Raw genomic sequence first — 11,669 nt, 5'->3', positions numbered from 1 at the left:
ACTCTGGGCTGCTGGATGGTTTCGAATCACGAAGCCGACTTGCAGGCCTGACGGGTCAAGTCAAAAGTCGGCGACACAGAGTCGAGATCATCCGGCAGCCCCCGCAGGGCGCGGGTTGCCGCCGCCCAGTGCTGTGTTGACGAACTTGAAAAGACTCGACCGGACAGGTTCGTCATTTCGCTGCATTCGTCGCCTTGCACTGAACAACGACAACACTCGCGCAGAGCCGTGCAGGATTAAATAGATGTCCCCGTATCTCTAAGGTTTGGACACCTGGGCCTCTGACAGCAAAAAGCGGCGGCAGTCGTCGGCGCTGACGTCCGGGTTTTCTTCCATCGGCAAATGGCCACATTCCGGGTACAGCAACAGCTGGCTATGGGGCAGTTTTTGTTGGAATTGCTTGGCATGATCGACCGGCATCCAGGGATCGTCTTGTCCCCACAAAATCAGGGTGGGTTGCGTCACCATATCCAGCAGCGTGGTATCAAAACCCATTTGGTCACGGATAAAGCGCATCACCCGCGCTGCGGCGACGCGGTTGCCTTCTCGCATCATCATGTCGTAGTAACGGGACTTCTGTTCCTGAGTCACCAGCTCCGGGTTATGAAACACCTGCTCCAGCAGGTCGCCAATCACCGCAGGATCAATCTTGCTGCGGGAATACAGCCAGCCACCGCCAGGCATCGACAGATTCAACATGAAAGCCGGTGGTACAAAGAAGAAGCCGGCACTGTCGACCAGTACCAGTTTATCCACGTGTTGGGGATAACGAGCGGCAAACTCCCACGCCATCCAGCCGCCCAGTGAATTCCCTGCCACATGGCAATGAGAAAGATTTAACTGATTGATAAATTGCGCAAGGAAGTCGCTGTACAGATACTTTACCATCCCTCTCGGGTGTGGCCCGGTAAGGCCAAAATTGGGCAAGTCGAGACTGATGACGCGGAAGTCGTCGGCCAGCCGTTCGGTCCAGGGCATCCATGTATGCAAGGAGGCAAACAGCCCATGCAACAACAGCAGCACCGGCTTGTCTGAATCTTGCTGGTCGGCGCTATCGCGGTAGTGCACCTGCATACCGTCGACCTCCAGATAGCGGCTGTCGGGCAGTTGCCAGCGCTGTTGCACCTGCTCCAGCGGCAGCGCACCGGTTTCCTGCATCCAGTAATCGGGTTGCAGCCAGGAAGTGTTAAGCAAGGGGTTGTCCAGCCAAGGGTTCCACATAAGGTGCTCCAGCGACGATCTGTAATGACCGCTCAGGCGTTTGAATACCAACCGTATCACCATAGACCTCCGGCTTGGCCGGAACCAGTAGAAAGGACAAAAGAGGACGTTTTCCCATGGATCAGATTTTATCAATGGTGTTGTCAGTGCAATTTGTAGCACTGGTGTTTGTGATTGTGCTGCTGCGCAGTTCGATCAAGTTTGTACCGCAGAACCGTGCCTGGTTGATTGAGCGTTTTGGTAAATACAACTCAACCAAGGAAGCCGGTCTGAATTTCATTGTGCCTTTCATCGACAAGGTGGCGGCTGACCGCTCGCTGAAAGAGCAGGCGGTTGATGTTCCAAGCCAGTCTGCCATCACCAAGGACAACATTACCCTCAGCGTTGATGGCGTGCTCTACTTCCGGGTGCTGGACCCGTACAAAGCCACCTATGGCGTTGATAACTACGTGTTCGCGGTAACCCAGTTGGCGCAAACCACCATGCGTTCCGAGCTGGGTAAAATGGAGCTGGATAAAACCTTCGAGGAACGTAACCAGCTCAACACCAATATTGTGTCCTCCATTAACGAAGCCGCCGAGCCATGGGGCATTCAGGTGATGCGATACGAGATCAAGGACATTGTGCCGCCGCAGTCCGTGATGCAGTCGATGGAAGCGCAAATGAAGGCCGAGCGGGTTAAACGTGCGCAGATTCTGGAATCCGAAGGTGACCGCCAGTCGGCCATTAACGTTGCAGAAGGCGAAAAGCAAGCGCGGGTACTGGCGGCTGAAGCGGAAAAAGCCGAGCAGGTTCTGAAGGCCGAAGGTGAAGCCCAGGCGATCGTAGCCGTAGCTCAGGCCCAGGCCGACGCCCTGCGTATGGTGGGTGAGTCTGCCAATACCCCGGACGGTCAGAGCGCGGTGCAGCTGGAGCTGGCGACCAAGGCCATCGAAGCCAAGCAAGCCATTGCCAGGGAATCTTCCGTGGTATTGCTTCCCGACAACGGCACCGACGCCAGCAGCATGGTGGCCAGCGCCACAACCATTATTCAGTCGTTGAACAAGCAAAAAACAGGCGTTTGAGCCTGATCGGGTCGGCATGCACTGGCGTTGCTGGTGTATGCTGGCGGCTTGCTTGTTTGGAGCCTTGTTTAAGGCCCAGGTTGTTTTTGTCTAACGGATTATCAGGAGGTCATTATGGAGTTTATTTCGTCACACATGTCGCAAAGCCTGCTGGTGCTGGGGATTGTGGCGCTGATCATTGAGGTTGGGCTGCTGGGCTTCAGTTCGATAGTGCTGTTTTTTGCCGGTATCTCACTGTGTGTGAATGGCCTGCTGATGATGTTCGGTGTGCTGCCAGAAACCCTGACAGCGGCGCTCTGGAGCAACGCCATCCTGATCACGGTACTGGCGGTACTGCTGTGGAAGCCGTTCAAACGACTGCAAGACAACCGGGCACCGGACAAACTCAATTCCGACTTTGCCCGTGATGCCTTTGTGTTGAACGAAGACGTGCATTTGAACGACAACGTAACGCGCAAATATTCTGGCATTGAATGGAAACTGAAAAGCGAGCAACCGTTGGCTGCCGGTACCCGGGTTCGGGTAGACCGAACCGAAGTGGGCGTGATGTGGGTGGTACCGCTTGAGCAATGAGTCGGGTTACTGGCTGACGGGCGAGGTATTTGTTGAACAGCCATTAGCGCAGCTGTGGGCGCACTGGCATCAAAAGGTTGAGCATTACGGCTTCGATCAGGCGTTAGAATGCGGCTGGATCGAGGTCACGGGACAGGGCAAGACGATTGAGCTGCATGCCGACAGCCCGCTGGCCATTGGCCAGCAATGGCGCTTCTGGCTGCCTGACCATCAGGAAGGACCGGTGTCTTCCCGGTGGCAAACCCTCTGGCAGCACCATGAAGTCATGGCGGTTCACAAGCCGGCCAATCTGCCGGTCAGTCGCACCACCCGCAATTTGTTCGATACCCTCATTGGCCGGGTTCGGCGCGAAAGCCCCTACGATGATGCGCACTTGTTGCACCGGCTGGACGCCGAAACCTCTGGCATCACCTTGCTGGCGTTGGAAAGCCATTACGACCGCAAGTGGAAGAAAAAACTCGACCGCCTGATGACGTCCAAGCGCTATCTGGCGCTGGTTGATGGCGTGCCGTCGTGGCAAAAGCAAGAGTTGGAATGCTGGCTGGCAGAACGCGGCGACAGCGCAATTCGATCCCGGGTGCATTGCATTGCCGGACAGGCGGATCAGCCACCCGACGGGACGCAATGGATCAAGCCCAAGTGGGCTCGCACTGGCTTTACCGTGCTGGCTTCAAACAACGGCCAAAGCCTGATTGAATGCCGCTTGTACAGTGGGCGCAGACATCAGATACGAACCCAGCTGGCCTGGCTTGGCCACCCGATTGTGGGGGATAAAATCTACTCCCATGATGGCGCGTTTTATTTGCAACGGTTGGAGCGTGATCTGGACGATGCGGATTACCAGACACTGGGTGCAAACCATCATCTGCTGCATGCCTGGCAACTGCAGTTGAACCTGTACGGTGAAGCGTACTCGGTGACGGATACTAACTTGTCGGATCAGTGGCCGGAGTGGGTGCATAAAGCCGTTCGCAGTGCCGATTTTCTAACAGCTGATCGGTAAAAACTCAGGCAATTATTGAAGCTTTTCTCAGTTGTGCGGAAATTAATCAAAACTTCTCGCCGCCGATTGGAAACAGGGTCTATATTGGACGTGTCTTTATACGGGAGAAAAGACATGTTCGCTGACAACCAACCCAATTCATTCGCCGCACACCCTTCGGTATACCTGTCAGGTGACTGCGGTTACGCCATTGACGGCAACACCATTACCCTCAACATCGAAGCTATTAACAACGACCGCTCGGAAGGCAATCTGAGTGGCACATTGTTGCTGGAACTGCGTGCGTCCCGAACGGGCGATCGTCAACAGCACGTGCTGACGCACACGGTACTGGGGGCACTGGCTGGCCAGTGTTTCTTCCCGCAGTGCCAACACCTGCTGCCGTTTGAAGAGCCACCGGTCGGCCAGTGGCAACTGTCGTTGCAACTGCGTGAATGGGACGGTGTGGAATACCAGCTGGTCGACAGCATGACCTTTGCCTGTGACTACGTGGTTGAGCCCGAGCTGGATGTGCTGAACGGCAAAAATGTGATTGAAGTAGCGTTTGGTAGTGCTGCTGCGCCTGAGGAAGTGAAGGAACCTGCGTCCAAAGCGACAGAGCCAGAGAAAATTGCGGTGAAACAAGCGCCTGTTGCCAAAAAGCCTGCTGCTAAAAAAGCGTCTGTTACCCAAAAAACGGTTGCTATAAAAGCGCCGGCGGCTAAAAACCAAGCGTCAGCGGCTAAGGCCGAAGTGTCTGAAACAAGCAGTGCAACGACCAGCGTTAATGTGAACAGCGCCAGTCTGACCCAGTTACAGTCGCTGGCGGGCGTATCGCGCAAGCTGGCCGAGGCGCTGGTGGAAGGTCGTCCTTACTACAAGGCCAAAGACCTGCTGGAAGTGAAAGGTCTGGGTAAGAAAACCCTCGAAAAAATCCTGTCTCAACTGAGCTTCTGAGTCCGTTTTAAGTCCTTAAAACGTCAAACGGCAGGCCTGACTATCCGGGCCTGCCGTTTTTATTTGCAAAAACAGGCGCTTGATCAGCGTTTCATAAACGACAGCTCTGGGCCGACCGGCACAATGCGGGTCGGGTTGATCATGTCGTGACTGTAGTAATAGTGACGCTTGATGTGATCCATATTGACCGTCTCAGCAATGCCCGGGTGGTCGTATAAACGCTTCAGGTACGCCGACAGCGCCGGGTAGTCCTCGATGCGGCGGAAGTTGCATTTGAAGTGACCAACGTAGACGGCATCAAAACGTACCAGAGTGGTAAACAGACGCCAGTCGGCCTCTGTCAGCACGGCGTTGCCATCGTCATCCGCTACCAGAAAATCCTGCTGCTGCAGAATGGTCTCGGCTTCGTTCAGGGCTTCAAATACCCGCGCTACATTGGCTTCGTATTTATCCGCCTGAGTCGCAAAACCGGATTTGTACACACCGTTGTTGATGTCGTGGTACACCCACTCGTTCACTGTATCAATGCGTTCACGCAGGGACTCGGGGTAGTAATCGTCGTGGTTGCCCGTCAGCTCGTTAAATGCTGAATTGAACATCCGGATAATCTCGGACGACTCGTTGCTGACAATGCAGTTTTGCTGTTTGTCCCACAGTACCGGCACGGTCACGCGGCCGCTGTAATCGGCCTTGTTGCGGGTGTACACCTGGTGCATGTAGTCCGAGTTGAACAGCGCATCGCCGCTGGAGCGAAAGCGTTCTTGTTCGTGTTCGGTGTCGAATTCCCATCCGTTGGACAGCATGTCCGGAGACACAACGGATACATCGATGTGGGCTTCCAGCTGTTTCAGTTTGCGGAAAATCAGCGTGCGGTGTGCCCACGGACAAGCCAGTGACACATACAGGTGGTAGCGACCGGATTCTGCGGCAAAGCCACCCTTGCCAGTGGGGCCGGGTTCGCCATTGGTGGTTACCCAGTTGCGTAGCTGGGCGTCTTCGCGTTGAAAGGCGCCGTCAGAGGCTTTGGTGTCGTACCATTGATCGTGCCATTCGCCATTAACCAGCAATCCCATTGGAAGCTCCCGTCATTCGTTGAAAGTGCTGACAGTGTAGGCAATCAATTAAACGAAAAAAGCTCAATAAATACGAAAAACCGTTCGAGAAATATGAAAGATCATCGGGTTCTTGGGATTTAGCTATTGGCTGTTAGACACAGGGATTGGGTGATGGAGACTGGGTGATAGATAGCGAAAAAGCCAGAGAGTCATAAGGCCAGAGTAGAAGTAGGGGCAGAAGAAAAAGAAAAAGGAAAAGGAAAAAAATAGAAGTATGGGAAGTGGTGAGCAGGGCACCACTCCACAAACACAAACAGGAGCCGAAGCTCCTGTTGCGATTCACTTCACAACTGGGTGTTGCCCGCACGCAGTGCGGGCAATCAGGCTTCGATTAGAAGAAACCCAGTGGATCAGTGCTGTAGCTAACCAGCAGGTTCTTGGTCTGCTGGTAGTGATCCAGCATCATCTTGTGGGTCTCACGACCAACACCGGACTTCTTGTAACCACCGAAGGCAGCGTGTGCCGGGTAAGCGTGGTAGCAGTTGGTCCATACACGGCCAGCTTCGATACCACGACCCATGCGGTAAGCACGGTTCATGTCGCGGGACCATACACCAGCACCCAGACCGAACTCGGTGTCGTTGGCGATTGCCAGAGCTTCAGCTTCGTCCTTAAAGGTAGTTACCGCTACCACAGGGCCAAAGATTTCTTCCTGGAATACGCGCATGTCGTTGGTGCCTTTCAGCAGGGTAGGCTGGATGTAGTAGCCAGTGCCCAGGTCACCGTTCAGCGCTTCAGCGTCACCACCGGTCAGTACTTCAGCGCCTTCGTCACGACCAATCTGCAGGTAGCCCATGATCTTCTCGAACTGCTGCTGGGAAGCCTGAGCACCCACCATGGTGTCGGTATCCAGTGGGTTACCACGCTTGATCTGACCGATACGCTCAACCACCTTGGCGATGAACTTCTCGTAGATGCTTTCCTGAATCAACAGACGGGAAGGACAGGTACATACTTCACCCTGGTTGAAGAAGGCCAGTACCGCACCTTCAACACACTTGCTGATGAAGCTGTCTTCGCAATCCATGACGTCTTCGAAGTAGATGTTAGGGGACTTGCCGCCCAGCTCTACAGTGGAAGGAATGATGTTTTCAGCAGCACACTTCATGATGTGCGCGCCAACCGGGGTAGAGCCGGTGAAGGCGATCTTGGCGATACGGGTAGAAGTCGCCAGCGCCTGACCGGCTTCAGCACCAACGCCGTTTACGATGTTCAGTACGCCCGCTGGCAGCAGGTCGCCGATGCATTCCATCAGGATCAGGATGGAAACAGGAGTCTGCTCGGCAGGCTTCATAACGATACAGTTACCGGCGGCCAGTGCTGGAGCCAGTTTCCACGCTGCCATCAGCAGTGGGAAGTTCCAAGGGATGATCTGACCAACAACACCCAGAGGCTCGTGGAAGTGGTAAGCAACGGTGTTTTCGTCGATGTCACCGATGGTGCCTTCCTGAGCGCGTACACAGCCAGCGAAGTAACGGAAGTGGTCAGCAGACAGTGGTACGTCAGCAGCCAGGGTTTCACGAACGGCTTTACCGTTGTCCCAGGTTTCGGCTACTGCCAGTTTTTCCAGGTTGGCTTCGATACGGTCAGCAATCTTCAGCAGGATGTTGGCGCGTTCGGTAACAGAGGTTTTGCCCCAGGCGTCTTTGGCCGCGTGTGCTGCGTCCAGTGCTTTTTCAATATCCGCTGCATCAGAGCGAGGAACCTGACAGAACACCTGACCGTTTACCGGGCTGATGTTGTCCATGTAGTTGCCGTTTACTGGTTCAACCCACTCACCGCCGATGAAGTTGCCGTAGCGTTCTTTGAAGGTTACGACTGAGCCTTCTTGGCCAGGATTTGCATAGATGGTCATGTTGGTTCTCCGGGTAATTATTGTTATCGCAAACAGAGTTTTGATGGCTCGGACGTCAGGTCCGCGTCAATGCGAGTCCGACCAGTTTGCTGGATGGTTTGCGACCCGGTCATTTGGCATCCTTGTTTAATTCGACGGAACCTTGGTCGTAGTTCCAAAGGAGTAGAAATTGCCCTTTGTGTGACTTGCATCAAACGGAGTGCGTCAGTGGGGTGTTTTTTGGCAAATCAGGTCGTAGCAGAAAGTCGCAGCGAACCGCGTTCAAAGCAGGGCAGTCAGGCTTTGGACGATTTCGATGGACGATTTTGATGGCTGGTTACATTTGCCACACCTGGCCAATTGCCGGACAATAGCCGCCCCTGACGACAGACCCCATTTCAGGATCGCCTGACGATATGACCACTCGCATTGCCATTAACGGTTTTGGCCGGATAGGACGTTCGGTATTACGCGCGCTGTATGAAAACCGTTACCGCGAGCAGCTGCAAATTGTGGCTATTAACGAACTCGCCGATATCGACTCACTCAGCTACATGCTGCGCTACGACAGCACCCATGGGCGCTTTCCCGGCGAAGTGGTGGTTGAAGGCCCGGGGTTGTTACGCATTAACAACGACCTGATCCGTTGCTATCACGAAGCCGAACCCGAGCAGTTGAACTGGGCCGAAGATCAGGTCGACCTGGTACTGGAATGCAGCGGTCAGATCCGCAACCGTGACGATGCCGAGGCCCACTTGCAGGCCGGTGCCGCGCGGGTACTGATTTCCAACCCGGCCGACAGCGCCGTTGATAACACCATTATCTACGGCATCAATCAGGACAGCCTGACCGCCGAGCAGCAGATTGTCTCCAACGGCTCTTGCTCGACTAACTGTCTGGTGCCACTGCTGACGGTATTGAACGAGGCCTTTGGCATTGAGCGTGGGGTGACCACCACCATTCACTCGGCAATGAACGACCAGCCGGTGATCGATGCCTATTCCAGCGACCTGCGTCGAACCCGCTCGGCTGTACAGAGCATCATTCCGGTCGATACCGGCTTGCCGAAGGGCATTGCCCGCTTGATGCCAGAGCTGGATGGCAAGCTGGAAAGCCTGCACGTGCGAGTGCCGACCATTAACGTTTCGGTGCTGGATGTCAGCTTGCAACTTGGCTGTGACACCACGGTCGAGGCGGTGAACCAGTTATTGCAGCAGGCCGCGAACGACCGTTTCAAAGGGCTGGTGGGTATCAGCTATGAACCTCATGCATCGACCGACTTTAACCACGATCCGCGTTCCGCCATCATCGACGCCACCCAGACCCGGGTCAGCGCCGGTTCGATGCTGAAGCTGTTCGTCTGGTTTGATAACGAATGGGGCTTTGCCAACCGCATGCTGGATACCGCCGTACGGATGGGCCAGCTGTACGGCTCGAACGACTGATTCAAGGCGCTTGCCTCGACGGACGAGCACCCGGTGGGCAAGCGTTGTCATTCTGGCGACACTGGCTAGCAATAAGAGGCTAGCGACTGTTGCCATGCAATCTCACAATAAAAGGCTTGGCTTTGGCCAGCAACACAACTACTGAGGAAAGCACAATGTCTGTGATCAAAATGACCGATCTGGATTTGAAAGGAAAACGCGTCCTGATCCGTGAAGATCTGAACGTACCGGTAAAAGACGGCAAGGTAACCTCTGATGCGCGTATTCGCGCCTCCCTGCCAACCATCCAGCACGCGCTGGAAGCCGGTGCCAAAGTCATTGTGATGTCTCACCTGGGTCGTCCGACCGAAGGCGAATACGCTGATGAATTCTCCATGCAGCCAGTAGCAAACCACCTGGGCGGCCTGCTGAACCGCGAAGTGAAGGTGGTTAAAGACTTCGAAGCGGGTGTTGAAGTAGCCGAAGGCGAACTGGTGCTGCTGGAAAACGTGCGCTTTAACAAAGGCGAAAAGAAAGACGAAGAAGCACTGTCAAAAGCCTACGCGGCCCTGTGTGACGTATTCGTAATGGACGCGTTCGGTACCGCGCACCGCGCTCAGGCTTCTACTCATGGCGTTGCCAAATTTGCTCCGGTTGCTGCTGCCGGCCCATTGCTGGCTGCTGAACTGGACGCGCTGGGTAAGGCGCTGGACAAGCCAGCCCGTCCGCTGGTGGCCATCGTTGGCGGTTCCAAGGTGTCTACCAAGCTGGAAGTGCTTAACAGCCTGTCTGACATCTGCGACCAGATCATCGTTGGTGGTGGTATCGCCAACACCTTCCTGGCCGCCGCTGGCAAGCCTGTGGGCAAGTCGCTGTACGAAGCGGACCTGATTGATTCTGCCAAGGCGCTGATGGAAAAGGTTTCCATCCCGGTACCAACCGACGTGGTATGTGGCAAGGAATTCTCCGAGTCTGCCGAAGCGACCCTGAAGTCTGCCGACGATGTGGCTGAAGACGATATGATCTTCGATATCGGTCCGGATTCTGCCGCAGCTCTGGCTGAACAGCTGAAAGAAGCCAAAACCATCATCTGGAACGGCCCGGTAGGCGTATTCGAATTCGACCAGTTCGGCGAAGGCACCAAAGCCCTGTCGCTGGCGATTGCCGAGTCTGACGGCTTCTCCATTGCCGGTGGCGGCGACACCCTGGCCGCTGTCGACAAGTACGACATTGCCGACAAGGTGTCCTACATCTCCACTGGTGGCGGTGCTTTCCTGGAGTTTGTGGAAGGCAAGACCTTGCCTGCGGTAGCGGTTCTGGAAGAACGCGCCAAGGGTTAATCCGGACACCCGGAAAGCAAAAAGCCGCTCGAATTGAGCGGCTTTTTTGTGCCTGACAGAATTGGCTTTCAGGTAGTTGTTATCAGGTATTAGCTATCAAGTAATCGACGCCTGATAAATCGACTCGATGGTGCGGTTCAGCGTACCAGTGAAGTCACCATCGCTCTGACGTGCAGACAAACCTTCAGTAAGGGCTCGGGAGAAGCTCGCAATCATGCCTTCATTATTGGTCAGACGACGGTTGGATTCTTCACGGCTGTAACCACCAGAAAGAGCAACTACCTGAATTACCCGTGGGTGAGCGATGCACTCGGCGTAGAAGTTGTCCTGTTCTGGCAGGGTCACCTTCAGCATCACGTTCTGGTCGTCGGCCAGTTGGTCCAGCTGACTCAGCAACGCGGCTTTCAGCAGCCCTTCGGCATCGGCTTTGTCGGCGCAGTGAATATCCACCTCTGGCTCAATGATCGGCACCAGACCGGCGGCCAGAATCTGGCGTCCAATCTCAAACTGCTGGGCAACCACGGCAGCAATGCCGTCGGCATTGGCTTGCTTGATCACCGAGCGCATCTTGGTGCCAAACACGTCCTTGGCGTTGGCTTTGGCCAGCAGCTCATCCAGTTGTGGCATTGGCTTCATCAGTTGCACGCCATTGGCTTCGTCGGCCAGGCCCTTGTCGACTTTCAGGAACGGCACCACCTGCTTGTCTTGCCACAGGTAGTGGGAAGACGGCTTGCCGTTGATTTCGCGGTCGAGGGTGTTTTCAAACAGGATGGCACCCAGCACGCGCTGGCCGTCAAACGCGTCATTGGTGACGATGCGGGTGCGCATTTCGTGCACCTTGGTGAACATGGCCTCATCGCCGTCGTATTCGTTTTCTTCTACACCGTACAGCTTCAGCGCCTTGGGGGTGCTACCACCGCTCTGGTCAAGGGCGGCAACGAAGCCTTTCTGTTGGGTGACTTTGTCCAGCATGGCAAGTTGGGCGGGTGAAACCATGGTGACTACTCCCTGTTCTCGTGTTGTTGGTCGGTTGTGAGTGGTGTGCTCGTTCGGGCTGGCCGCGGCAGGTCGATAGGACGTGTGGTCTCCGCGTTGGTCGCCAGTTTTGGCTATTTATACCATTAAAGTAAAAATGATAATTGTTATCTTTTTGTTTTGG

10 protein-coding genes are annotated in these 11,669 nt (G+C 55.0%); 6 read left to right on the top strand and 4 right to left on the bottom strand.

From position 1 onward, the window contains the following. Positions 1-258: 258 nt before the first annotated feature. Positions 259-1,221: an alpha/beta fold hydrolase gene (locus ACXADJ_RS13030; protein WP_475066584.1), complete on the bottom strand. Its 963-nt coding sequence runs from the start codon at positions 1,219-1,221 to the stop codon at positions 259-261. Positions 1,222-1,337: 116 nt separating this feature from the next. Here ACXADJ_RS13030 and ACXADJ_RS13025 point away from each other — a divergent pair, with 116 nt between their 5' ends. The 4 genes from ACXADJ_RS13025 (at position 1,338) to ACXADJ_RS13010 (ending at position 4,797) form a co-directional block, all read left to right on the top strand. After that, positions 1,338-2,285 (top strand): SPFH domain-containing protein, encoded by a 948-nt coding sequence (locus ACXADJ_RS13025; RefSeq protein WP_475066582.1) that lies wholly within the window; start codon positions 1,338-1,340, stop codon positions 2,283-2,285. A 114-nt stretch (positions 2,286-2,399) separates the two neighbouring features. Beyond that, positions 2,400-2,858, top strand: a complete 459-nt coding sequence (locus ACXADJ_RS13020; RefSeq protein WP_028293143.1) for an NfeD family protein — start codon at positions 2,400-2,402, stop codon at positions 2,856-2,858. Next, on the top strand, positions 2,848-3,861 hold the full coding sequence (locus tag ACXADJ_RS13015) for an RluA family pseudouridine synthase (RefSeq protein ID WP_475066579.1): 1,014 nt from the start codon (positions 2,848-2,850) through the stop codon (positions 3,859-3,861). The genes ACXADJ_RS13020 and ACXADJ_RS13015 overlap by 11 nt, the downstream gene beginning before the upstream one ends. A gap of 114 nt (positions 3,862-3,975) precedes the next feature. Next, entirely contained in the window at positions 3,976-4,797 is an 822-nt protein-coding gene (locus tag ACXADJ_RS13010; protein WP_475066577.1) for a ComEA family DNA-binding protein, read from the top strand. 83 nt (positions 4,798-4,880) lie between these two features. Here ACXADJ_RS13010 and ACXADJ_RS13005 read toward each other — a convergent pair whose 3' ends face one another. Together ACXADJ_RS13005 and exaC are read right to left on the bottom strand one after the other, a co-directional pair. Continuing rightward, complete coding sequence (locus ACXADJ_RS13005) at positions 4,881-5,870, bottom strand: glutathione S-transferase family protein (RefSeq protein WP_475066575.1); 990 nt, start codon at positions 5,868-5,870, stop codon at positions 4,881-4,883. Between the two features lie 373 nt (positions 5,871-6,243). Beyond that, on the bottom strand, positions 6,244-7,767 hold the full coding sequence (exaC, locus tag ACXADJ_RS13000; RefSeq protein WP_028293146.1) for an acetaldehyde dehydrogenase ExaC: 1,524 nt from the start codon (positions 7,765-7,767) through the stop codon (positions 6,244-6,246). Positions 7,768-8,162: 395 nt separating this feature from the next. On the opposite strand from exaC, the gene ACXADJ_RS12995 reads away from it, so the two are divergent. Then, positions 8,163-9,191 carry a type I glyceraldehyde-3-phosphate dehydrogenase gene (locus tag ACXADJ_RS12995; RefSeq protein WP_475066572.1) on the top strand — a complete coding sequence of 343 codons (1,029 nt, stop codon included), beginning with the start codon at positions 8,163-8,165 and terminating at the stop codon, positions 9,189-9,191. 155 nt (positions 9,192-9,346) lie between these two features. Further along, positions 9,347-10,510 (top strand): phosphoglycerate kinase, encoded by a 1,164-nt coding sequence (locus ACXADJ_RS12990; protein ID WP_475066570.1) that lies wholly within the window; start codon positions 9,347-9,349, stop codon positions 10,508-10,510. A gap of 96 nt (positions 10,511-10,606) precedes the next feature. On the opposite strand, the gene ACXADJ_RS12985 is transcribed toward ACXADJ_RS12990, so the two are convergent. Then, a complete protein-coding gene (locus ACXADJ_RS12985; RefSeq protein ID WP_475066569.1) occupies positions 10,607-11,506 on the bottom strand; it encodes a fructose bisphosphate aldolase in 900 nt (299 codons plus the stop codon). Between the last annotated feature and the right edge of the window lie 163 nt (positions 11,507-11,669).

Source organism: Oceanobacter sp. ABM4_470 (genome assembly GCF_056158645.1).
The sequence above is the reverse complement of the archived record's forward strand: the minus strand, read 5'-3'. Positions and strand labels throughout refer to the sequence as shown.

Bases quoted from the DNA above. Each gene is read 5' to 3' on its own strand.
- ACXADJ_RS13005 (WP_475066575.1), bottom strand. From the start codon at position 5,870: ATGGGATTGCTGGTTAATGGCGAATGGCACGATCAATGGTACGACACC.
- ACXADJ_RS13030 (WP_475066584.1), bottom strand. From the start codon at position 1,221: ATGTGGAACCCTTGGCTGGACAACCCCTTGCTTAACACTTCCTGGCTG.
- ACXADJ_RS13025 (WP_475066582.1), top strand. From the start codon at position 1,338: ATGGATCAGATTTTATCAATGGTGTTGTCAGTGCAATTTGTAGCACTG.
- ACXADJ_RS12985 (WP_475066569.1), bottom strand. From the start codon at position 11,506: ATGGTTTCACCCGCCCAACTTGCCATGCTGGACAAAGTCACCCAACAG.
- ACXADJ_RS13020 (WP_028293143.1), top strand. From the start codon at position 2,400: ATGGAGTTTATTTCGTCACACATGTCGCAAAGCCTGCTGGTGCTGGGG.
- ACXADJ_RS13010 (WP_475066577.1), top strand. From the start codon at position 3,976: ATGTTCGCTGACAACCAACCCAATTCATTCGCCGCACACCCTTCGGTA.
- ACXADJ_RS12995 (WP_475066572.1), top strand. From the start codon at position 8,163: ATGACCACTCGCATTGCCATTAACGGTTTTGGCCGGATAGGACGTTCG.
- ACXADJ_RS12990 (WP_475066570.1), top strand. From the start codon at position 9,347: ATGTCTGTGATCAAAATGACCGATCTGGATTTGAAAGGAAAACGCGTC.
- exaC (WP_028293146.1), bottom strand. From the start codon at position 7,767: ATGACCATCTATGCAAATCCTGGCCAAGAAGGCTCAGTCGTAACCTTC.